21 protein-coding genes and 1 tRNA gene are annotated in these 23,001 nt (G+C 63.1%); 7 read left to right on the top strand and 15 right to left on the bottom strand.

Translation table 11 applies throughout. From position 1 onward, the window contains the following. Positions 1-135 precede the first annotated feature (135 nt). Positions 136-2,046 (top strand): restriction endonuclease subunit M, encoded by a 1,911-nt coding sequence (locus tag ACT4ML_RS12680; RefSeq protein ID WP_444721204.1) that lies wholly within the window; start codon positions 136-138, stop codon positions 2,044-2,046. Next, a complete protein-coding gene (locus tag ACT4ML_RS12675; protein ID WP_444721203.1) occupies positions 2,003-3,415 on the top strand; it encodes a restriction endonuclease subunit S in 1,413 nt (470 codons plus the stop codon). The genes ACT4ML_RS12680 and ACT4ML_RS12675 overlap by 44 nt, the downstream gene beginning before the upstream one ends. Before the next feature lie 298 nt (positions 3,416-3,713). On the opposite strand, the gene ACT4ML_RS12670 is transcribed toward ACT4ML_RS12675, so the two are convergent. After that, positions 3,714-3,888: transfer RNA gene (locus ACT4ML_RS12670), tRNA-Trp, on the bottom strand. A 52-nt stretch (positions 3,889-3,940) separates the two neighbouring features. Next, entirely contained in the window at positions 3,941-4,846 is a 906-nt protein-coding gene (locus ACT4ML_RS12665; RefSeq protein ID WP_444721202.1) for a DUF5794 domain-containing protein, read from the bottom strand. A gap of 598 nt (positions 4,847-5,444) precedes the next feature. Here ACT4ML_RS12665 and guaB point away from each other — a divergent pair. Further along, the gene (gene guaB, locus ACT4ML_RS12660; protein WP_444721201.1) at positions 5,445-6,947 is read left to right on the top strand and encodes an IMP dehydrogenase; all 1,503 of its coding nucleotides are present in this window, start codon (positions 5,445-5,447) and stop codon (positions 6,945-6,947) included. 117 nt (positions 6,948-7,064) lie between these two features. On the opposite strand, the gene cmk is transcribed toward guaB, so the two are convergent. Both cmk and ACT4ML_RS12650 read right to left on the bottom strand, forming a co-directional pair. Further along, the gene (gene cmk, locus ACT4ML_RS12655) at positions 7,065-7,676 is read right to left on the bottom strand and encodes a (d)CMP kinase (protein WP_444721200.1); all 612 of its coding nucleotides are present in this window, start codon (positions 7,674-7,676) and stop codon (positions 7,065-7,067) included. 49 nt (positions 7,677-7,725) lie between these two features. Continuing rightward, entirely contained in the window at positions 7,726-8,241 is a 516-nt protein-coding gene (locus ACT4ML_RS12650) for a cupin domain-containing protein (protein ID WP_444721199.1), read from the bottom strand. Between the two features lie 153 nt (positions 8,242-8,394). On the opposite strand from ACT4ML_RS12650, the gene ACT4ML_RS12645 reads away from it, so the two are divergent. Next, positions 8,395-8,871, top strand: a complete 477-nt coding sequence (locus tag ACT4ML_RS12645) for a hypothetical protein (RefSeq protein ID WP_444721636.1) — start codon at positions 8,395-8,397, stop codon at positions 8,869-8,871. A 109-nt stretch (positions 8,872-8,980) separates the two neighbouring features. Here ACT4ML_RS12645 and ACT4ML_RS12640 read toward each other — a convergent pair whose 3' ends face one another. From ACT4ML_RS12640 to ACT4ML_RS12595, 10 genes are all read right to left on the bottom strand, one after another. After that, positions 8,981-10,744 (bottom strand): YcaO-like family protein, encoded by a 1,764-nt coding sequence (locus ACT4ML_RS12640; protein WP_444721198.1) that lies wholly within the window; start codon positions 10,742-10,744, stop codon positions 8,981-8,983. 104 nt (positions 10,745-10,848) lie between these two features. Further along, positions 10,849-12,087, bottom strand: a complete 1,239-nt coding sequence (locus tag ACT4ML_RS12635; RefSeq protein ID WP_444721197.1) for a cation:proton antiporter — start codon at positions 12,085-12,087, stop codon at positions 10,849-10,851. Positions 12,088-12,258: 171 nt separating this feature from the next. Next, a complete protein-coding gene (locus tag ACT4ML_RS12630) occupies positions 12,259-13,728 on the bottom strand; it encodes an MATE family efflux transporter (RefSeq protein ID WP_138245148.1) in 1,470 nt (489 codons plus the stop codon). Next, positions 13,725-14,333, bottom strand: a complete 609-nt coding sequence (locus ACT4ML_RS12625; protein WP_444721196.1) for a TetR/AcrR family transcriptional regulator — start codon at positions 14,331-14,333, stop codon at positions 13,725-13,727. The genes ACT4ML_RS12630 and ACT4ML_RS12625 overlap by 4 nt, the downstream gene beginning before the upstream one ends. Positions 14,334-14,541: 208 nt before the next feature. Further along, positions 14,542-14,979 carry an RNA-binding protein gene (locus tag ACT4ML_RS12620; RefSeq protein ID WP_138245150.1) on the bottom strand — a complete coding sequence of 146 codons (438 nt, stop codon included), beginning with the start codon at positions 14,977-14,979 and terminating at the stop codon, positions 14,542-14,544. Between the two features lie 105 nt (positions 14,980-15,084). After that, the gene (locus tag ACT4ML_RS12615) at positions 15,085-15,291 is read right to left on the bottom strand and encodes a hypothetical protein (protein ID WP_006432697.1); all 207 of its coding nucleotides are present in this window, start codon (positions 15,289-15,291) and stop codon (positions 15,085-15,087) included. An 88-nt stretch (positions 15,292-15,379) separates the two neighbouring features. After that, on the bottom strand, positions 15,380-15,556 hold the full coding sequence (locus tag ACT4ML_RS12610; protein ID WP_444721195.1) for a hypothetical protein: 177 nt from the start codon (positions 15,554-15,556) through the stop codon (positions 15,380-15,382). Positions 15,557-15,738: 182 nt separating this feature from the next. Then, complete coding sequence (locus ACT4ML_RS12605; RefSeq protein WP_444721194.1) at positions 15,739-16,632, bottom strand: ABC transporter permease subunit; 894 nt, start codon at positions 16,630-16,632, stop codon at positions 15,739-15,741. Next, positions 16,629-17,693 (bottom strand): ATP-binding cassette domain-containing protein, encoded by a 1,065-nt coding sequence (locus tag ACT4ML_RS12600; protein ID WP_444721193.1) that lies wholly within the window; start codon positions 17,691-17,693, stop codon positions 16,629-16,631. The genes ACT4ML_RS12605 and ACT4ML_RS12600 overlap by 4 nt, the downstream gene beginning before the upstream one ends. A gap of 132 nt (positions 17,694-17,825) precedes the next feature. After that, positions 17,826-18,515 carry a type 1 glutamine amidotransferase domain-containing protein gene (locus ACT4ML_RS12595; RefSeq protein ID WP_444721192.1) on the bottom strand — a complete coding sequence of 230 codons (690 nt, stop codon included), beginning with the start codon at positions 18,513-18,515 and terminating at the stop codon, positions 17,826-17,828. A 152-nt stretch (positions 18,516-18,667) separates the two neighbouring features. On the opposite strand from ACT4ML_RS12595, the gene ACT4ML_RS12590 reads away from it, so the two are divergent. Continuing rightward, positions 18,668-19,132, top strand: a complete 465-nt coding sequence (locus ACT4ML_RS12590) for an Hsp20/alpha crystallin family protein (RefSeq protein ID WP_444721191.1) — start codon at positions 18,668-18,670, stop codon at positions 19,130-19,132. 29 nt (positions 19,133-19,161) lie between these two features. Here ACT4ML_RS12590 and ACT4ML_RS12585 read toward each other — a convergent pair whose 3' ends face one another. Further along, positions 19,162-20,160: a DHH family phosphoesterase gene (locus ACT4ML_RS12585; protein ID WP_444721190.1), complete on the bottom strand. Its 999-nt coding sequence runs from the start codon at positions 20,158-20,160 to the stop codon at positions 19,162-19,164. A 178-nt stretch (positions 20,161-20,338) separates the two neighbouring features. Between ACT4ML_RS12585 and ACT4ML_RS12580 the strand changes: the two genes are divergently transcribed. Continuing rightward, positions 20,339-21,517: a thiolase domain-containing protein gene (locus ACT4ML_RS12580; RefSeq protein WP_444721189.1), complete on the top strand. Its 1,179-nt coding sequence runs from the start codon at positions 20,339-20,341 to the stop codon at positions 21,515-21,517. Then, positions 21,514-22,998 (top strand): zinc ribbon domain-containing protein, encoded by a 1,485-nt coding sequence (locus tag ACT4ML_RS12575; protein WP_444721188.1) that lies wholly within the window; start codon positions 21,514-21,516, stop codon positions 22,996-22,998. Before ACT4ML_RS12580 ends, ACT4ML_RS12575 begins: the two co-directional genes overlap by 4 nt. Positions 22,999-23,001: the final 3 nt, after the last annotated feature.

The raw sequence follows: 23,001 nt of genomic DNA, 5'->3' as shown, positions 1-23,001 counted from the left end.
GCCGATTATAAAATATAATATATAAGAAGTCTATATAATGGTCTCGAGTATACGAATAATTATGTCAGTAAATCGTTTGGGTCTTAGAGAAACAAGGATTAAGTATCAAGAAAATCCACTCCTCTCTAATCAACCATGTCTGAAGAATCTACTACCGATGATGTTGGCGCTGCGATCGAAGGCGCGGGCGAATTGGAAGAAAAAGAAGGCTACGTACGTTGCTATCTAACAGATGAGTTAGTAGAGGCTACCCCTGAAGAGGTAGAAGCACGGCAGGTATTTCTTAAAAGGCTTATTGAAGAGTACGACTATCCAAAAGACCATATTGAGAAGGAATTCACGATTAAAAAGGGCAGTAAAACAATTGGTCCAGCAGATATTGCGGTATTTCACGGAGATGATCATAGTCTCGATAATATTCATATTATAGTGGAAACCAAACGGGAAGAACGAACAGATGGTATTGATCAACTCAAATCATATTTGAGTCCAACAAAAGCCAACTTTGGAGTGTGGTTTAATGGAAATGAAGTAGAATATCTTCAAAATAGAGACACGCCACCATATTTCCGAGAGATTCCAGACATCCCCAAAGATGGGCAAACTCTAGATGAGATCGGAACTTATCGGAAGGAGGATTTGGAACCCGCTTCCGATTTGAAATCTGTTTTTGAGAGTATTCATAATCATATTTATGCAACTGAAGGGCTATCTAGTGAGCGTGTCTTCCATGAAATGCTCAAGGTCATTTTCATCAAACTAGTTGATGAAAAGAGTGGGTCTGCCAAATGTGATTTCCGCATCACCGATGAAGAGATGGAGAAGATCCAAAATGATGAGGAAACTGCCTTTGTCGGTCGAATAGAGGACACTTTTGAGCGAGTCAAGGGTGAATATAGCGACGTTTTTGATGAGCACGATAAGCTTGATTTAGGGCCAAGTTCACTTGCGTTCGCGGTATCACAACTTCAGAAGTATTCACTCTCCGACACAGATGCCGAAGTGAAGGGGACAGCGTTTCAGACGTTTATTAAGCCTGTTCAACGAGAGAATCGAGGCCAGTTCTTTACCCCGCAACCAGTCCTTCGGCTGGCCGTTAAATGTCTGAACCCTCAAGATGGTGAACTTGTTTTAGATCCCGCTTGTGGTTCTGGAGGTTTTTTGATTGAGACTTTGAAACATGTAGAGGATAAGTTCCGAGAGAACCGGCCAAACGTTGATGAGTCGGAATTGCGGGATATGCTTGTTCGGTATGCCCAGAACTATATTCGAGGTCTGGATATCAATCCAGATCTGGCTCGTGTTGCCAAAATGTACATGGTACTATACGGCGACGGTCACTCGGGGATCTTCTCTGAAGATGCTTTAGAAGACTTCAGCGTGATCAAGGAATCAGCTCAAAAGGCCGGTGCAAATGGGCGTGTGGATGAGGATTCGTTTGATATTATACTCACAAACCCACCGTTCGGCACCGAAGGAAAAATAACTAATAAACGTCAGTTGAGGAATTTCGATTTGGGTTTTAAGTGGAAGAAAGACAGTTCATCTGGGAATCACGAGAAAACACATGACCTCCAGAAGAACGGACAGACACCGGAGATCCTATTCATTGAACGATGTCTCCAGTTTCTGAAACCAGGTGGAAGGATGGGGATCGTCCTTCCCGATGGTATATTGACCAATAAAACCGCTCGATATGTGCGTGAGTTCATTAGACAGAACGCAAGAATTCTTGGAGTTGTTTCTCTCCCTATTGGAACATTTAAGCAGTCTGGGTCCAACCCGAAGACCAGCGTCCTTTTCCTTCAGAAGCTTACAGAGGAGGAGCTAGAAGAGAAGAAGGAAGAAGACTATGATATATTCATGTCTATAGCGGATGATATCGGGTATGAGTTAGATAAACAGTCACCAGAGACAAAATATAAGAGAAATAATAAAGGGGAAGTCGTTAAGGATGAAGAAGGCAACCCGATAATCATGACCGACATCCCCGAAATCATTGATGGATTCCGGGGATTCAAGAAACAAAATGACTTTAGCTTCTAAGACAATGGAAAAAGTAGTAAACTTCTCTGACGTGGAAAACCGCTTGGATGCAGAGTTTTACAGAGATGAGTTTGACAGGATCGACCAGGCTCTAGACTCTGCCGAAACAGCGAGAGTGAAAAGTTTGAAGAATATTTCAGATGAAATACGGAAAGGGATTTTCGATATTAGAGCCCACCAATATGTTGACTCTGGTGTTCCGTTTATTAGGATTTCCCAGATAGACGACTTGACTATCGACGATTCTGAAGTCGTCTACATCACTGAAGAAGAGAACGAACGCAACAGTCGAACTTGTCTCGGCCCTGGCGACTTGGTGATCGCCAAAAGCGGCGTGACAATGGGAATCACTGGCTATGTACCAGAGGACATTGACAAGTGCAACATTAGCCAGGACATTGTTGGGGTTAAAACAGACTATTCCTATCCCCGATATTTAGCGACATATCTCTCTACAAAGTTTGGACAACTACAAATGCAGAGAGCTGGCTCACAACAAGCTCAACAACATCTGAATCTTGAGAGGGCACGCAATCTAAAGGTCTACCTTCCTTCCGAGCAGTTTCAGAAGGAAATAGAGAGTACCGTTAAAGAGGCATATAGGAAAAAGAACCGAGCAGATAACCATCTGGAGGAGGCAGAGGCGATCTTAAAAGATGAATTAGGTCTTTCTCTATCGTCAGAAGATAGTAATATATATTCCTCAGAATATAGCGAAATAGACTCTCAAATTAGACTAGATGCAGAGTTCTACCGTCCGAAATATACTGAGATCGTAAATGAGTTGGAAAGTTGTCCATTTGAAACAAAACAGTTGAGTAAAGCTAAGGAGCAGTTTGTTATTTCCAATGACAAAATTGACCCCTCTGAGACACCTGAAGAGCAATTCAAATATCTCACCATAAGCTCAGTTGATGAACACACAGGAGAAATTAAAGAACATGAAAATGTTGTTGGACACGAAGCGCCCAGCAGAGCGCGCATGAGAATCAAAAAGGAAGATGTTCTTGTTCCCTACTTAAGTGGATCAAGTAAAGCAGTAACAGTAGTTGATGAAGAACATGATAATGAAGTGGCAACAACTGGATTCTATGTTCTCAGACCAGAAAATGCCGTGCCTGAATTCCTATTTGTCTTGATGCGTTCTCCACTTATGCAACATCAGATAGAACAGATGACATCGGGAGCAGTTATGACATCTATTAATAAGACTGATTTGAAACGTCTAACTGTTCCTCTTGTCCCCTTAGATATTCAGAAAAGAGTCGGAGAACTAGCCAAGAAATCGTTCGAGTTGAGGAGAGAAAGTAAAGCATTAGTCGAAAGTTCGAAAGACAGAGTAGAGAACCATATCTTGGATAGGGAGTGAGATACTTATTCTATAATCGAAGAATCGTCTGCTAGATGCCTTGGTCTGGGTCCACACCATAGAAATTCCCCTTGGTCCTTGTTGCTCAAATTCGTCTACTCTAGGAGAAAGGCTGCTAAAGAGATACTGTTAATATTGCCGGTTGTGAGTATCTACTCGACCACCATACGGCGGCGACTTGAGACCCAAACCGATAGATCGGGTACTGATATCCTTTCGTGATATCTCCCGTTCGGCTTATAAAGGATCGGCTAAGACGGCCGATAACCGTGGTTAGAAGGGTTGTATGTCGAGGTAATGGGGTCGGAGGGATTTGAACCCCCGATCTACTGATATCTCCGGTGCGCCTCGGAACTCCAGAGGGTCATCACACGAGCACTGATCAGGTGCCCGATCAGTATATCAGTCTGGAGTTTCGTCCCGGGCGCGTTGCCTCTGGAGTCAGCCGCCATGCCTGGCTTGGCCACGACCCCTCGAGTCTTCGTTGGGCCATCCACCCTAAAGTGGTTTCGATTCAGAATCGCCCTACAGCCACGGGGCCCGCCCGGCGGTGTCCGTGCCGTCGTCGCCCGGATACGCGTCCGGCTCGTCCTCGCTCTCGGTGGCCACCGGCTCGCTCGAGTCGCCTTTCTCTCCGCCGTCGGCCAGCGCGCCCATCTGGGTGGCCGCATCGCCCGCGCCAGTGCTCGAGTCGGCGTCGTCGCCGCCGAGCGGGAGGTCGACGGCGAACAGGCCGGCGACGAGCAGTGCGGCCAGCGGGGCCTGTCCGAAGGCCATCCCGAGCAGCGAGAGTGGGAGCAGTCCGAGCGCGACCGCGCTCCCGAAGCGGAACCGGTCGATGTCCATGTACTCCCGCAGGTACGGCCCGGTGAGCGCGATCGCGAGCGCGAAGCCCACCCCGACGGCGGCGGCCAGCGTCGCGTGGACCATGAGGGTCGGATCGGTCATCAGGTCGAAGTTCGCCCCGGCGGGGTCGAGGCTCGCGACCAGCCCCAGTCCGATGATGACGACGGGGTTCGGCAGGTACTCGCCGATCGTCGCGCTGGCGGTCTTGGCCGCGATGGCGAGGATAACCAGCGCTGCGAATCGGGTGATGATGGCGTCGTCGAGGACGCTGCCGATCGCCGGCGCGAACGCGGCTTGGACCGCCGCGAGCAGTATCAACGGGATCCCGACGAGTAAGACGACGGTCGCCTGCTCTCGGGGCGTGCCGTCCATCTCCGCCAGAATCACCGCGACGGTGGCGCTGCCGCCGAAGATCAGCAGGCCGACCTGAATCGCGCCGAGCGGCTCGTTGAGCGCTCCGGCCAGGATCAACGCGGGGAAGACGCCGTCGACTAACGGCAGCATCATCACCAGCGCCAGCAGTCTGGCGTCACCCCCGATGATGCGCTCCATCTGGAGCGCGACCGGGTGTTGTGACGTACTCATCGGTCAGGGCCGATGGCCGTGACCCGAGGCCTGTGGGCGATATGACGGGCAGTCCCGTACCGACCGGTCCGCACACCGGTCGATCGCATCGAATTTCGGGCCTCGCGCTGTGAGTTTTGGTGTAAAATTCCCGAACTGGGCAGCGACGGAGTCGAAACTCGTCCGGCCAGCGGTTCGGGCGACGGCTGCACTCACAGCGTACATACTCGGGGAAACGAGAGGACTGTCAATAAACGTTGTGTGAGACGGGATTTCACGACCCGGAACTGTTTCGTCAGTAGCGGACAGATTCGTACTGAAATGCACAGGTCTGGCAGGTATCTGTGTACCCGTCGCGGGGATCGCCTCGAGTATCAGCGATCGAGGGGACTGTCACGCACGACGATGAAAGACGCGACGGTGACGACTCGCAGACGAGAGCCGAACTCGAGAACTGAAGCCGGTTCCGGATCCGAATCGCACCCGGATTCGAATCCGGACCACGACCGAACGAAGCGTTCCAACGCGACTAGACGAATCGCCCGTTGCGGGCCCCGTTAACCGTTCACAACTGATTTTATCTCGCAACGCTTTTTGCCCGGGGGTCCGGACGGTTTACATGGCGAACGACGTTCCCGAGCACGAGCCCTATTCTTCGAAACTGCAGGTACCGGAAGCGCTAACGTTCGATGACGTCCTTCTCCGTCCGAAGGAGAGCCGCGTCGAACCCGACGACGCGGACCTCACGTCCCGCGTCTCGAAAAACGTCGAGGTCTCGGTGCCGATCCTCTCGGCCGCGATGGACACCGTCACCGAGAGCGACATGGCGATCGCGATGGCCCGCCATGGCGGCCTCGGGGTCCTCCATCGCAACATGAACATCGACGAGATGGTCGAGGAGATCGGCCGCGTCAAGAGCGCCGACGAACTCATCATCCCCCTCGATTCGGTCGTCACCGCCGACCCCGAAATGACGGTCCGCGAGGTCGACGAACGGATGGCCCGTCGCGGCGTCGGCGGCGCACCCGTCGTCAACACCAACGGCGAGGTCCTCGGGATCATCTCGAGTACGGACATCCGACCTCACCTCGAGGTCAACGAGGACGACCCGGTCACCGAAGCGATGACCGACGAGGTCATCACGGCCCACGAGGACATCGACGCCCGCGAGGCGTTCGACCTGATGTACGAGCACAAGATCGAGCGCGTCCCCGTCGTCGACAACGAGAACCTCCTGGTCGGACTCGTCACGATGCAGGGCATTCTCCAGCGCCGCGAGTACGGCGAGGCAGTCCGCGACGAGGACGGCCGACTGCGCTGTGGCGTCGCCGTCAGTCCGTTCGAGCAGGACCGCGCCGAGGCCGCCGACGAGGCCGGCGCGGACGTTCTATTTATTGACACCGCGCACGCGCACAACCTGAACGTCATCGACGGCGCTCGAGCGATCAAGGAGTCCGTCGACGCCGATGTCGTCGTCGGTAACATCGGCACTCGAGAGGCGGCCGAGGACCTCGTCGACTTCGCGGACGGTCTCAAGGTCGGCATCGGTCCGGGGTCGATCTGTACCACGCGCGTCGTCTCGGGGTCGGGGATGCCCCAGATCACGGCCGTCGCGCAGGTCGCCGACGTGGCCGCCGAACACGACGTACCGGTGATCGCCGACGGCGGCATTCGGTACTCCGGCGACGCGATCAAGGCGGTCGCGGCCGGTGCCGACGCGGTCATGCTCGGCTCCTACTTCGCCGGCACCGACGAAGCGCCGGGCCGGGTCGTCACGATGAACGGCAAGAAGTACAAGCAGTACCGCGGCATGGGATCGGTCGGCGCGATGAAATCCGGCGACAGCGACCGATACCTCAAGGACGAACCCGACGAGGAAGACGAGTACGTCCCCGAGGGCGTCGAGGCAGCGACGCCGTACAAGGGCACGCTGAAGTCCGAACTCCACCAGCTCGCGGGCGGCATGCAATCGGGCATGGGATACGTCGGCGCGGAGACGATCCCCGGGTTCAAAGAGCGCAGCGAGTTCGTCCGCGTCTCCGCGGCCGGACAGGCCGAGAGCCACGCTCACGACGTCGTTATCACCGACGAAGCGCCGAACTACTCGCCGGACAGCGAGTAGCGAAAACCCGTGGCGGAATCGCGACCGCGATACTCGGCCACCGCGATAACGTGGCCATCGCGGTCGTCCGCTTCCGACCGAGACGGTGTGGTACCGCTCTGATCGAAACGCCGACCCTTACGGATCGATCGTCGGCGTCGTGAACGATCCCTCGTCGAGTTCCGGATCGTACTCCTCGATCGCGGATCGGACGATGGTGAACACGGCGGACTTGCTCCAGCGGGCGGTGTTGATGTGGAGGTCGTAGAACGACCGGTCGCCGATGTCGATCTGGTAGTACGACTGATAGCGGCCGGCTTCGCTGACCTCGCGGACGCGCATCTCCGCGTCGGTCTCGCCGCGGTCGTCGATGCGATCGAGACGCACGTCCTCGGGCGCGTCGAGCCAGATCCGCAGGTCCGCGCGTTCGCCGGCGAGCCAGCCCGCCAGCCGGGACTCGAGGATGAACGGCTTGTTGGCCATCCCCCACTTCTCGGCGATCTGCTGGAGCCGCTGATCTAAGGCGCGGTCGATATCGTCGTCCTCGTCGGCCTTCGCGGTGAGCTGATTGAGGTTCATATCCCGATCGTCCGCGAGTTCGCGGAAGATGTCCCCGCCGGAGACGTACGGACAGCCCATCGCGTCGGCGAGCCGTTCACAGAGCGTCGTCGCGCCACAGCCCGGCGGCCCGGAAACGGTCACGAAAAGCGTCGTGTCGATTCCATCGTTCGAACTGTCTTGTGCAGCCATATGCTGATGCTATCGGCCCCACATCAACAACCTTCCCCTCCGGCTCGGATCACTGGGGGACGAACGCGTGGCCGCACTCGGTACAGGTCATCCGGAAGTTCCCCCCGTCGGTGAGTTCGAGGCCGTGGGCGGTTTCTGCCTCGCAGTCCCGGCAGTAGACCAGCGACTCGATCTGATCCCAGTCGTGTTTCGATTCGGGCGCGCCGAAGGCGAAGCCGACGACTCGCTCGTCGGTGTCGTTGTAGCCGTGCTGGAAATCGCCGGGCTCGAATCGGATCACTTCGCCCTCGTCGACGGTGACTTCGCTCTTTTCCTCGCTCGCGTCGTCCGCGTCGCGTTGCGACGCGCGCGTCTCGAACGTCGCGGTCCCCTCCTGTACGTAGAAGACCTCCTCCTGATCGTGGTGGGTGTGCATCCCGCCGGAGAACGACTCGCCGGGCTCGAGTTCGAAGTAGTTCATCGCGAAGTCGGAGAACCCGAGCGCGTCCGAAATCGGCCGTCTGACCGAGTGAACGCCCATCGGATTGAGTTCGGTATCCACGTCGTCGATCGCGACTTTCTCCATACTCCGTCGTTTGGCTCCTGCAGCAAAAATCCCGTGGGAGAGGATATCAGACGGGTGCGAGGGTGAGGCGTGCCGACCGGAAGAGTAACGCATACGGTCGTCCGACCCGGAGGTCAACACGTGAACCGCCGCACGGTACTTCGAACCGCCGGGGTGACCGCCGTCGCGGGACTCTCGGGCTGTATCGAGAACTTACGAGAGCACTATAAGGGCAGCTTTCAGGGGCTGGTGCCCATCGAGGTCCACAGCGAGGCCGACCGCCACTACGACCTCACGCTCGAGGCCTACGAGACCGGGACGAACCGCCAGACCTACGACGAGAGTTACACGGTCACGGCGAACGAGTCGGCGTCGCTGCCCCATCTCGACGCGACCGAGCAGACCTTGCGCGTGACCAGATACGCACGGGAAGACGACGAAGAGACGTTCAAGGAAGTCACGATCACCTCGAGTACGAAATCCGTCACCGTTCGGCTCACCGACGAGGACCTGATTCTGGACATCGATCGGGGAGACGGAGCGGACGAGGCGAGTCCGACCGGCGAGCCCGGAACGGGCGATCCCGAGGCGAACGCGTCCGACCCGAGCGGCGGCGATCCGAACGAAACGCCGAACGAGTCGACGGACTAACGGCCCACCAGCGTCCGACCCCCGCAACGAAGATTCTCGAGGCCGGATTCGACCCCACCCGCCGAGCCGACGGCGTCTTCCCCGCCGATCCTCGCTTCTTCCGGACCGGTCAGGGGTACGGATGGAACGCGCGCTCGAGGCGTGGTTCGAAGCCGAGATCCGCCGGGACGGTCCGGGCCCGTTCGCCGAAGAACGGCTCGCCGGTAAACAGCGGCTGCGCGCCGGGGACGAGCACGCGAACCGCTTCGAAGCCGATCGCCTCGATATCCCGGGTCGTCAGCCGCGCCGCGGACGGCGTCAGCCCGGCGTCGGCCGTCCGCGAGCACAGCGCCTCGAGCCGATCGGCCCCCGTCGGAACGGGGTCGGGGCCGACGCTCGCCGCCGGAACCGTCCGCTCGGCGTCGACGAACCCCCGCGCTCGCTCCGGAAACGAGGCGTACGTGCCGATTTCGCCGCCCGCATCGTCGGCCCCGTCCGGCCCGAGGTCCCGCAGTTCCATCCAGTTCTGGAGTGCCTCCTCGAGCGCCGACGCCGCGGCCGCTTCGGCGTCGAGTCCGGCCGCCGACCCGGCTGCGAACGCCGGCCACGCGTCGTCGTCGGCCGACACCGGGTCGCCGTCCTCGAGTGCGTCCGGATCCCGGTGGACGGCCGCGGCGACAACGGGCACGTCGATATCTTGGGTCACGAGCAGCGGCGTCACAGATAGCCCCTCGCTCCGGGCGCGGCGCTCGAGCGCGTCGAACTCCGGCGTCTCGACCGACAGTTCGAGCGGCTCGAACGTCGAGTACCACGCGAGCATCGTCGCGTCGCGCTCGATCACTTCCGTCAGCCCGGAGATCAGCGCGTCGACCGTCGAGGAACCGAGACCCAGCCCGGTCGTGATCGCCGGAACCAGCGACTCGCCGGGCTGTGGGAACTGGACCGCCGCAGCGGGCAGGTGGACCGTCTCGCCGGTCGCGAGGTCCTCGCCCGGGACCCAGCGGTGTTCATCGCCGGCATCGTAGGCGGGCGCGTCGTCCGGTCGAACGAGGTCCGTCGGAGCGACCGCGCTCTCGAGGTCGGCTTCGCTCGCGCGGACGAAGTCGTCCTCGCGGTAGACGCCGGCGCAGTAGCGCTCGAGGCCCTCGCCGACGGCTTTCATCAGCGCGGCGTTCCAGTCGGTGGCGACGCCGGCGGCCTGTCTCGGCGCGCTGGCGTCGCTGTACGCGGTCGTGTCCGCGACCGTCGACAGGTAGTACGGCGCCGGGAACGACTCGATCTCGCCGATACTCGCGATCGGACCGACGCGGCCGTCGATCGCTCGGTCGGCGCCTTCGACGGCCGCGTCGAGAGCGAGCGTCTCGGCGTCGCGCTCGAGCGTGCGATCCCGGTCGCCCGCCGCACACGCACAGCCGGGGACCGGCAGGACCTCCCGCCGGGCGTGTGGCACCTCGAGCGTGTGTCCCATGATCGAGCCGTCGTCGCCCGAAAAGATGCGTACGCACTCCCGGCCGGCGACCGAACCGGCGAGTCGCGCCGCGGCGCGATCGGCCTGCGGGCCGTCGGCTCGCTCCTCGAGGTTCGACGCGACGCGAGCGCGCAGACAGTCGAAACAGCCCGTAGCGGGCGCGAACCCGGAGACTGCAGCGTCGATGTTCGGCAGCGGCTGCCCGCCGACGCCGCCGATTTCGACGGCGATCCAAGGTGTCCCGCCGGTTCGGGCGGCCTCGTTCGCCCGCTCGAACGTCGGCGACCCGGCGACATCGCTGACGACCGCGAAGCGAGCGTCGCCGAGGTCCGCCGGATCGGCGTCCCGAACGCCGATATCGACATCATCGAGTGCGGTAACGACGGCCTCGCGAACGGGGTCGTCGCCCACGACGTGGACTTGCATACCCCTACCTGCTGGCGCGGGCGGCAAAAACGCCCCGCTCGAGGCCCGCGAGCCGAGCCGCGAGCAGGTGCGTGCGAGGAGAGCGGCAGGCCGCAGTCAGTGAGTCAGTTCTCGGTCGTCGCCGCCGAGTCGACGTAGACGAGTTCGTCCGCCGCCTCGAGCAGGCGCACGCCCCACGTGACGGTGACGGGGACGAGCGCGGTCGTGAAGATCGCGATGAACACGAGGATCGAGAACATTTCCGCGCCGATGACCCCGGCCTCGTAGGCGACCTGTGCGATGATGATCTCGACGGTCCCGCGGCCGTTCATGCCGAAGCCGACGACGAGCCCCTCGCGGGAGGTCAGCGACGTCGGGAGCGAGAACAGCCACGAGCCGATGATCTTGCCGAGGAACGCGATGGCGACAAGTCCGGCGAGGACGGCAAAGGAGTCGAAGAACACGTCGAACGTGATCTGGAAGCCGACCGTGACGAAGAAGACGGGCGCGAACAGCCCCATCGCGAGGTCGTAGATGACCGTGTGCATGTGCTCGTAGAGCCCCGGCTCGACGTCCGCCTGCCGGAGAAACATGCCCGCCATGAAGCCGCCGATGATCATGTGCAGGTCCGCGAGCGTCGCGAGTTGGGCGAACAGCAGGGAGACGAGCAGGGCGAAGGTGAAGGCGGTCGTCCGATCGACGAACCCGTACCGCTCGCGCTGGCGTTCGATGTACCGCCACGCGACCGGCAGGAATCGGTAGCCGATCAGCAGCGTTGCCGCGAAGAAACCGATCGCCTGCAGGAGGATCACACCGATTTCGGTCGGGTCAAGCGCGCCCGCGGTCACGTAGCTGTCGACGCCGGCGAACGCGATGAGCACGCCCACGTCCGAGGCGAGCGCGCCCCCGAGCAACACGTTCGCGATTCGGGTGTCGAGGAGCTCGAGGTCGGCCAGAATCCGGGATTTCGTCGCCAGCGACGTGGCGGCCATGGCGAGGCCGAGGAACAGCGCCGCCCCGACGGAGACGCCGAGCCAGACGCCGGCCGCGTAGCCGAGTCCGAACGGGATGACGAAGGCCCCGAAGGCGATCAGCAGCGACTGCGGGCCGAGTTCGAACAGTTCCCTGAGATCGACCTCCATCCCGACGTAGACCATCAGGAGGAACACGCCGAGTTCGGACAGCACCGAGAGCAGTTCCGAGGGGTGTAAGAGCCCGAGCAACGCGGGCCCGAACGCGATGCCGGCGAACAGCTCCCCCATCATCGTCGGATAGCCGAAGCGCTCGGCGACCGCGCCGAACACCCACGCGACCGAGAGGACGAGCAGGAGACTCAGAATGTCGATCGAGACGGTTTCGACCATTGATCACCACCACGCGTCACGAATCGGGCAGTTGCGCCGCTGTACGCGCTCGTCGACCCGTGAACGGCGGTTCAGATTTGACGCTCCCATGGTGTTCGAGTTCGATCAAAGACGCAGTCTCGCGACACTTTACTGGAGTGGATACCACACGTCACTGAAACGACCGTATCCTCAGTCGTCGGTGCTCGCATCCGGTTCGCCGATCGCCGGAGCCGCCGGATCGTCGGTCACGTCGGCACTGCGCCACGTCCCCCGTCGGTACCAGGCGTAGGCGAGCCCCGCGCCGACGACGTTCGAAGCGGCGAAGGCGATCCAGATGCCGCGGTACTCCAGCGACGTCTGCGAGAGGCCGTACGCGATCGGAAGCCGGACGAGCGCGTAGGTCACGAGGACGATCGCGGCGGCGGTGAGCGTTTTGCCGGTTCCCCGGAAGCTGCCGTTGTAGGCTCGCATGACGCCGATGAACCCGAAGGAGGGCGCGACGTATCGGAGGAACGTGACGCCGACCTCGATGACTTCGGGGTCGTCGGTGAACGCGGCGGTGATCGGCTCCGCGGCGAGCCACGCCACGACGCCCAGCACCCCGAGGACGACGAACATGACTTTGGCGGCGAAGTCGGCGGCGGCCTCCGCGCGGTCCGGCTTGTCCGCGCCGACGTTCTGGCCGGTCATCGTCTCGACCCCGCGGGCGACCGCGATCGCCGGGAGGAAGATGACCGAGAACACGCGCGTTCCGATCCCGTACGCCGCGACGACGTAGGTCGGGAACAGCCCGACGATCACCAACAGCAGGTTGATCGACAGCGCACGACCCATGCCCTCGATCGATGCCGGGAAGCCGATCGAGACGAGCTTCTTGGCGAAGGAAAGGTCCGGGCGCATCTGTTGAAGCCGGATTCGGACACCCCGCGTTCCGCGGAACATAATCGCCAGTCCGACGACGAGCGCGAGCGCGCGGGAGAAGACCGTGGCGATCGCCGCGCCCTGAATGCCGAGTTCGGGGAAGCTGATCGTACCCACGAGTGGTGCGTTCTCGACGACCGTCCAGCCGAAGATCAGGAACGGGTCGAGGATCACGTTGAGGACCACCGAGCCGAACATCACGAGCATCGGCGTGATCGTGTCGCCGTAGCCGCGCATGAGCGCGATGAAGACGAAGAAGCCGAACATGAAGGCCATGCCCAGCGAGATGACCTGCATGTAGTCGGTCGCCAGCGGCAACACGTCCGGAGACGCCCCGAGCAGGGCCAGCAGTTCCTCGACGAAGGCGAAACCGACGAGGCCAAGGATTACCGCCCCGATCAGCGACAGGGCCACCGTCTGAGAGGCGGCGTACTCAGCCTCGCTCTCCTCGTCCGCACCGATGTGCTGGGCGACGAGGACGCTCCCGGCGACTGATAACCCCATCCCGACCGAGATAAGCAGGAAGACCATCGGGAACGCAAAGCTGATCGCCGCGAGTGCTTCGGTACTGTACTGGCCCAGCCAGAACGTGTCGATGAGGTTGTAGGCCGTCTGCAGCAGATTCGTCACGATGATCGGCAGCGACAGATAGAACAGCGGCTTCGCGATGCCGCCCTCCGTCAGCTCGAACTCCTCGCGGCCCTTGAACAGACCGGAAAGCCGGTCCAATAGGCTCATTCGCCAGCCTCCGTGAGATCACGGTTCGCCGTCTCCGAGCCATCACTGCTCGTCTCGGCTGCGCGTAGCGTGTCGTCGATGTAGTCGTGGACGTACCGCTTCGTCCGCTCGGGTGACCGATCGACGGCGACCGCCCGCGTCTGCGCGCCGTGGAACATCGTCGTGAGGAAGTCGGCCGTCTCGTCGGGGTCGACCCCCTCGCGGAACTCGCCCGACTCGAGGCCGTCCGCGACGAGGCCCGCGATCCGATCGTGGAGCGCGCTATCGAACTCGCTCAGTTGGTTCTGATAGGCCTCGTTGTACGGCGCTTGGGCCTTGATCTCGAGGATGGCCGTGCGGAACTCCTTGGCGGAGTCGTCGTCCGAGGGCGTCAGGAGTTCGTCGAGGAACTCGTGGAGTCGTTCGGCCGGCGTCTCGCCGGGGACCGTCCGGGTCCGCTCCTCGAATCTATCCAACAGATACTCCAGAAACGACTCGAGGAGGTCGCCCTTGCCCTCGAAGTGGTAGTGAAGCGTGCCCTTGCTCTTGGTCGATTCCTCGGCGATATCCTGCATCGTCAGCTCCGCGTACCCGTGTTTGCAGAGTGCTCGATACGTCGCCTCCATAAGATCGTCTCTCGTCTCGTCCGTCATTCAGAACAGTTCTATATGGCATACTGACTGGCCAGTCAAAAGCCCTTCGCAACCAGAGTCACGTTCGGTCGGAGACGAGACTGACCGCTGCTCGGGAACGATGTAACAGTCGGTGTCGGACGTTGAGTAGCCGCCGGAAAACGGAACGGACTCCGCGGACGAAGTGAGACCGCGAGGTCGCTCAGTCCTGTTCGCGCAGTCGCTCGAGGACTTCCTCGGCGTTTTCGACGGCCTGTGCCTTCTTCGCCGGGTAGGCCTCGACCTTCCCGCGGAAGGTGATCCCGGCGCCGAGGCGAACGTCGCCCTCGAAGGCGGCCTGCTTGTCGAGTCGCAGGAACAGTTCGGTGTTCTCGGTGACCCGCTCGTCGAGTTCGTCGATCAACTCGTCGAAGGACTCGAGGTCGGCCAGCCGCGAGAGGACGTGGCGAACGTCGTCGGCGTTCTCGACGCGGGCCGAGAGGACGAGGATGCGGTCGCCGTAGTGGCCCTCGCTCTCGGCGCGTTCGATCTCGAACTCCTCGGGGAGGAAGGTTCGGAGCGCCTCCTCGACGCGCTTTTCGTCCTCGGTGGCGTAGCAAAACGTCCGTAAATCGACGTAGTGAAGCGGGATCTGTGGCATCTGCGATTCGAATCTCGATGTGGGTAGTGTGGGCGCAGTCGCGTCGGTCCGGCGCGGTGACAGTCGGCGAGCGGACCCGACGGAAAATCGGCCCGCGAGCGGTGGTTATTCCTCGTCGTCTTCGGCGTCTGCCTCGTCGGCCGCCTCGAGGTCGTCCTCGGGGACGCCGGCTTCCTGTCCGTCCTCGAAGCTGATGGTGTAGGTGACGTCGCCGAACATCGACTCCATCGTCTGGGAGACGGTACCGGTTTCGCCGTCGAACTCGCTGTGCTCGTCGTGCAGGACGACGCGATCGTCTTCCTCGAAGCTCATAGCCTGTCGTTCCCCGTCTGCGTGTAAAAAGGGACTGATTCGAGCCAAGACGAGAGCGTCGATCGGCGCGGGCGGAGTTCGACGGTAGTTACCGCATTTCCTCGAGCGCGACGACGGTGTCCGACATGAGCCACGCGTCCTCGCTGGTCGGATCCTCGATACTGAGTGCGAAAAAGGAGTCGCGACCGTCGTCGACGGTGATGTGATAGCCGCGACTCTGCAACGAACTGGATTGGTCGGACGTGTTCGATCGGGCGGAACCCACGAGTGTGCTCGGGAACCGGCGCTGATAACTCGCTCGGTCTGCGGTCCGTAACCGCCGTCAGCGGCCGGAACGCCGAGATAGCTGCAAATCGACCGACGGCGGGACCCCGGTCGACAGATGCCTCCGGCGACCGACCGGCGGGCCGCGAGTCGCCGCCGATCGCCAACCCCGTCTCGAGGGGCTCAGTTCAGGTCGGCCCGCTCGAAGCGTCGGTAACCGATCGCGACCGGGACGACGATCCAGACCGCCAGCACGACGGCGGCGAACCACTCCGACAGGTAGAACGGCACGTCCCCGACGACGCGGTCCGACACCGCGAGCGTTCCCTGCTGAAACGCCCCCTGGGGAACGTCCTCGACGATGGTCTCCCAGCCAACCAGCGCCGGCACGTAGCCGTCGACCAGCAGGCTCATGGCCTGCCTGTACGCCTCGAGCGGGTTGAGCCGGAGCGCGAAGAGGTACCAGCCCGGGGCCTCGAGCCCGACGAGGTCCCCCTCGAGCAGGTAGTGGAGCCCGGCGACCAGCGGATGCCACAGCAGGGTAAAGAGGATGTAGCTGCCGATCGCGCCGCCCATCGCCTGCGTCCGGGTGGCGGTCATCGCCGAGACGCCGACGGCGATGGCGGTAAAGGCGGCTCCGAGCAGGAGCGTCAGAGCGACGAACGCGAGCACCGTCCGGACGGGCAGCGAACCGAAGAGAGCGAGCATCAACACCACGGTGAAGGCGCAGGCGATGAGCGTCGCAGCGGCGATGACGCCGGTCCGGCTCGCGAGTTTGCCGAAGAGCACGTCGCGGCGGTTGTGGGAGAGCCCGAACAGGATTCGCAGACTGCCCGACTGGCGCTCCCCGACGATCGCCATGTAGCCGACGACCAGGGCGATGATCGGGACGAACAGCTGGCCGCCGACGTTGGTGAAAAAGAAGATGACGTCCGTCGCGGCGGGGTCCTCGATCTGGGACGACGCGCCGACGGTGACGATCCCCATCAGGACCAGAAAGATCCCGATGATCCCCCAGACCATCCGCGAACGCACGACATCCTCGAAGTCCTTGCGCGCGATCGCGACCCACGTCATCGGTCCACCTCCTCGGGGCCCGCCCCGAGTGCGCCTTCGCCGCTTCCCTCACTGTCGCCCTCTCCCTCGACCCTCGCGTCTGCATCGCGCTCGAGGTCCGCATCGCGCTCGAGGTCCGCATCGCTGCCTCCTACATCGGCGTCCGAGCCAGTAAACGCCGCAAATAGGTCCTCGAGGGTCGCCTCCTCGATATCGAAGTCGAGCACCGCCGCGTCTCCCTCGACGAGTCGATGGACGACCGTCGCCTTGGTCCGCGGGTCCGTATACGAGACGTGCAGCCCGTCTTCGGCGCGGGTCACGTCGGTGACGCCCTCGATCGCGGTCAGGTCGTCGACCGACGCGCCGGGCGCGCTGGCGACTTCGACGACGAGTCGCGAGCCCACCCCGGCCGTCTCCCGGAGCCCCTCGATGGTGTCGACGGTGACCAGTTCGCCGTCGTCCAAGATCCCGACCCGGTCACAGACCGCCGCGACCTGCCCGAGGATGTGACTCGAGAAGAAGACGGTCGTCCCCCGCCTCGCCTCCTCGCGGACGATCTCCTGCATCGTCCGGATTCCGTGGGGATCGAGTCCGCCCGAGGGTTCGTCGAGGATCAACAGGTCGGGGTCGCCCGACAGCGCCATCGCCATCGCGAGGCGCTGGGACATCCCCTTCGAGTACTCCCCGACCGGCCGCCGCCCGTCGTCCCGGTCGAGTCCGACCCGCTCGAGCAGGGTCTCGGGGTCGGCGTCCCCGTCCTGTGACTCGATCGCGAACTCGAGGTGACGACGGCCCGACGAGCGGTTCCAGAGGTCGAACCCCTCCGGGAGCACCCCGACGCGGTCGCGGACCGCGTCCGTCTCAGCTTGCGTGTCGTAGCCGAGGACGGTCGCGTCCCCCTCGCTCGGCCGGACGAAGTCCAGCAGCAGGTCGATCGTGGTCGTTTTTCCGGCGCCGTTCGGCCCGAGAAAGCCGAACACCTCCCCCTCCGCGACCTCGAGGTCGAGCGCCTCGAGGGCAACGACGGCGTCGTCGCCGGCACCGTACCGTTTCGTGAGTCCTCGCGTTCGAATTGCCGGCATGTGACTCGCTCAACACGAACAGATAGAAATAGCTCAGGGGCTGTCAGCACGACGGAACGAGAACCGTCCCCGTCCGGGTTGACGCAGCGACGGTCGGTAGAGGACCCGATCGGACGAGTCGAATCGACTCCGCTACGCTTCGAGTTCGATGTCGAGTTCCTCGAGCAGCGTCTCGGCCGCGGCGCTCGAGGAGCCGGGACCGCGGGCGGTGAGGAGGTCGCCGTCGACGGTGACGCTGGTGTCGGCGTCGAGTTCGGCGTCCCAGTTCCCGCCGGCAGCTTTCACTTCGTCCTCGACCCAGTAGGGCAGTTTGCGGCCGTCGGGCATACGGTCCTGCTCGTCGACGATGCCCTCCTCCCACTCGTTGGGGAAGCCGGTCACGTCGCGGCCGTTGACGATGAACGCCCCGTGGCTGTCCCGAGCGAAGCCGAGCATGCCGACGGCGTGGCAGACGACGAGCGCCTTGCCGTTGCCCTCGACGGCGTCCCGGAGGAGCTGTCGGGCGTGTTTGTCCTGATTGATGTCCCACGCGGTCCCGTGCCCGCCGGGGAAGACGATGGCGTCGTACCCCTCGGCGTCGGCCTGTGCGACCGGGATCGGGTCGTTCAGTCGCTCGTCGTTCTCTGCGACCTCCCGGACGTGTTCGGCGGTCTCCTCGCCGACCTCGTCGGGATCGATCGAGCGCTCGTCGACGACCGGCGGGCTGCCCGACGGCGTCGCGACCGTGATCTCGACGCCGGCCGCCGAGAGCGTCTCGAGCGGCTCGACGCATTCCTCTCCCCAGTACCCCTCTTCGCTGACGACGAATAGTGCGTCCGTCATATCCAACGCTACGTTCGGGAGCGTAAAAACGACCAGCCCACCCCTCGGTTCTGCCGCAAGTCCATCGGCTAACATATTAGCGTGCGAGACCATCACACAGGCCTGAGGTGGCCTTTTTCGCCGTCGGCTCCCTACACTCGAGAAGAGATACCATGGCAGATCGACCCCGCCCGTTCGACGGTATCGACGAACTGCTCGACCGACTGAACCGCCAGATCGAGACGGCGACGAAGTCGTGGGAAACCCAGGTCGACCAGCGGAGCCAACTCGATCTCTCGATGAGCGGCGCGGAGACGAGTCTGGACCTCGCGGACGAGGGCGACGAGTTCGTCGTCACGATCGACGTTCCCGGCTACGAGAGCGACGACCTCGAGTTGCGCCTCTCCGGGCAGACGCTGGCCGTGTCGGGCCAGCGAGAGCACAGTCAGGATCTCGGGGGCGAGGAGGAGAACTACATCCGACGCGAGCGCGAGACGAAATCGTTCAGTCGACAGCTTCGCCTCCCCGAGCCGGTCGACGACGACGCAGTCAAAGCCAGCGTCAACAACGGCATCCTGACGATCCGGCTGCCGAAACGCGAGTCGGACGACGAGGCCCGTTCGATCGATATCGACTGAGGTGCGAGCGAGCCGAGCGATCGGCTCCATCAATCGTCGAGATTCAATGCATCGAAGAACCGGCGGGTGAGCCGTCCCCCGACGAACTCGAGGAGTTCGTCGGCGTCGTCGCCTTCGTCGGCGAACAGGCCGAGTTCGATGCGACCGCCGGCCATGTCGTGGTGGCCGCCGACCGCGCCGAGTTCGTCGAACCCCTCCTCTAACGTCTCGCCCATGTGGACCCGCGGATCGATCGAGCGGCCGCTCAGCCGGATCACGTCGTCGACGATGCCGTAGACCAAGACCGTGTTCACTCCCTCGAGGTTGAGCAGGTAGTCCGCCGCCTGCGGGAGCGCGTCCGTCTCGGTCGTTTTCCCGGCGCTCGCGACGAGCGAGGAGCCCCGGCGTTCCCGGCTGGCGATGGCCCGGCCGATGGCGTCTAAGGTTCCCGGCGAAAACGCGCTGCCGTAGAGCTGTTCGAGGGTCTCGAGTTCCGCGTCGGGGTAGACCGATAGCGCGGCCTCGTACTCGCGTCGGGTCGGCTCGCGAACGAAGTCCAGTCGCTCCCGGTGGAGCGCGAAGAGCAGCGCCGAGGCGAGCCGCGTGGTCAGGTCGACCTCGAGTTCCCGCAGGTACTCGACGAAGATGGTCGCCGTCGCGCCGTAGTCGGTGCGGACATCCTCGAACGCGGCGGCGGCCGACTCGCCGGGATGGTGGTCGACGACGACGTCGGGCGTGACCGCCGACGGCACTTCCGTGTTCGCGCCCGGGCTGCTGTGATCGACGAAGCTCACGCTGTCGTACTCCTCGAGATCGGTCTTCGCGATCGTCCGGAGGCTGATGTCGAGGAGGTTGACGAACGCGCGGTTTTGTTGGTGGGATATCTCGCCGCCGTAGGCGATCGTCACGTCCTCGACGTCGTGTTCGTGAGCGATCGCTTCGAGCGCGAGCGCGCTGGCGAGACAGTCCGGATCCGGATTGTCGTGGCAGACGATCGCCAGCGAGTCGGCCGTCTCGAGGGCGGACACGAGCTCTGCCGCGCGGGACATACTCGAGGTACGTGAACGAGACGCTTGAATCCCGTGTCACGTCTCAGTACGCCTGAATGCTACATATCCGTTCTCGAACGCGATCGCTCACCCCGCCGGCTCCCGCCGCGGCGCGTTTGTGATGATCGACCGTGAGCGAGTGTACACTTATTTCACAGCGGCTCACCGAAAGGCGAGTATGCGAGACGCGTACCTCGTCGGCGCGGGGCAGTCGGATTACGGGGCCTTCCCCTCCGAGAGCTACCGATCCCTGTTCCGCACGGCGTTCGACGCAGCGACTGACAGCGTACCGAAGGGACTCGAGGCCAGGGATATCGACGAGGCCGTTATCGGCAACCTCGGCGTCGGGGGCCGCCAACTCGGCCTCTCCGGCCCGGCAGTGACCGAACACGTGGGCCTCGACGGCGTGCCGACGACGCGGGTCGAAAACGCCTGCGCGGCGAGCGGCTTCGCGGTCCGGCAGGCGGTCCAAGCCGTCAAATCGGGGATGGCCGACGTCGTCCTCGCGGGCGGCTTCGAGATCATGTCCGACATGAGTTCGGACGCGACGAAGTACTGGCTCGGCGTCTCCGGGGAGACCGAGTGGGAGCGGCTCTCGGGCACCACGTTCTCCGGCGTCTACGCCCAGATGGCCAGCGTCCACATGGAGCAGTACGGCACCACGCGCGAACAGCTCTCGCGGGTCGCGGTGAAAAACCACGCGAACGGGGCCAAGAACCCACACGCGCAGTTGGGCTTCGAGTGCTCGCTCGAGGACGCCCAGTCCGCGCCGGTCGTCGCGGACCCGCTGAACCTCTATCACTGCTGTCCGACCTCGGACGGCGCGGCCTGTGCGCTGATCGTCAGCGAGGACGTCGTCGACGACTACACGGACGACCCGATCCGCGTCGCCGGCGTCGGCGCGGGCAGCGACACCGTCGGCCTCTTCCAGCGCGACACCTACACCGGCGTCCCCGCGAGCCAGCGGGCCGCCGAGTCGGCCTACGAGATGGCCGGCGTGGGGCCCGACGACCTCGACTTCGCGGAGGTCCACGACTGCTTCGCCATCGCCGAACTGCTGGCCTACGAGGATCTCGGTTTCTGCGAGAAAGGCGAGGCGGGCCAGTTGATCGAGTCCGGCGCGACCGAACTCGGCGGCGATCTCCCAGTGAATACCTCCGGCGGTCTCAAGTCCAAGGGCCACCCCATCGGCGCGACGGGGGCCGGACAGGTCGTCGAGGCCTACAAACAGCTCACCGGCACGGCGGGCGAGCGACAGGTCGAGAGCCCCGCCCGCGGGCTGACCCACAACGTCGGCGGCAGCGGCGGTGCGTCAGTGATCCACGTCTTCGAGAAGGAATCGGAGGTGGACGCATGAGCGCAATCACCGGCGTCGGCGCGTACGCGCCCCGGTTCCGCATCAGTTCGGAGGCGTTCGAGGAAGCGTGGGGCCAGTTCCACGCCGCCGGCGTCACCCAGAAGGCCGTCCCATCGGCCGACGAGGACGCCCTGACGATGGGCTACGAGGCCGCGACCCGCGCGCTCGAGGCGGCCGAGACCGACCCCGCCGAAATCGACTGGTTCGGGTTCGCGTCCTCGCGACCGCCGGAGGCCGAAGAGGACCCGACCGCCCGGCTGGGCGCGATGCTCGCGCTCTCGGAGGCGGCGACCAGACAGGTATTCACCGGGAGCACGCGCGCCGGCACCCGCGCGCTCTGGGCCGGCCTCGACGCGCTCGAGGCCGAGTCGACCACCGCGCTGGTCGTCGCGGCCGACGCGCCGAAGGGCGACCCCGACGACGGGATCGACCACGCCGCCGGAGCCGGCAGCGCCGCGTTCGTCGTCGAGAGCGTTGCGTCGGGGACGCAACGAACGGACGGCGACGGCCCGGCCGAAATCACCGACCGCGCCGAGTATTCCGCGCCGTATCCGGGGACCCGGTTCCGGGTCACCGGCGAGGACGAGACGCAAGGACTGGGCGTCACCCAGTACGACCGGCAGGCGTTTTCGGAGACGATCGGCGGGGCCGTCTCGGGCCTCGAGGTCGAACCCGAGCCCGAGGCAGCCGCGATTCAGGCACCCGACGGGAAGCTTCCCTACCGCGCTGCGGGCGCGGCGGGCGTCGGCACCGACGAGATTCAGGCGGCGGCGACAGTTCACGAACTGGGTGACCTCGGCGCTGCGAGCGTCCCCGTCTCGCTCGCGACGGCGCTCGCAGATGGCTACGAGTCGGTATTGGGGGTCTCCCACGGCAGCGGCGCTGGCGCAGACGCGTTCGTCGTTTCGGCCGAGGGCGACGTGCCTGCGGTGACCGCACTCGAGGGGTCGGACCCGCTCTCCTACGCCGAGTACCTGCGCCAGCGCGGCGTCGTGACCACCGGGCCGCCGTCGGGCGGCGGCGCGTACGTCAGCGTCCCCTCGTGGAAGCGCTCGCTCCCCCAGCGCTACCGGCTCGAGGCCGGCCGCTGTTCGGAGTGTGGCGCGCTCTCGTTCCCGCCGGAAGGCGCGTGTGACGACTGCGGTGCGCTCGCCGAGTACGAGCCCCTCGAACTCGCCGGCGAGGGGACGATCGAGGCTGTAACGACCATTTCACAGGGCGGCGCGCCGCCGGAGTTCGCCGAACAGCAGGCCAAGTCCGGCGACTATACGGCGGCGATCGTCGCCCTCGAGGCCAGCGTTGCGTCGGAGACCCAACGAGCAGACGGCGGCGACGAGACCGTCAGCGCCCCGGTGATGGGCACCGACGCGGAGCCCGACGCGTTCGCGGTCGGCGACCGCGTCGAGACGACCATCCGCCGGATCTACACGCAGGAAGGCGTCACCCGCTACGGGTTCAAGATTCGACCCGCGAGCGAGTAGTCG

Source organism: Natrinema sp. LN54 (assembly GCF_052439245.1).
Lineage (GTDB): Archaea > Halobacteriota > Halobacteria > Halobacteriales > Natrialbaceae > Natrinema > Natrinema versiforme_A.
This window is presented reverse-complemented; position numbering and strand designations above follow the sequence as displayed.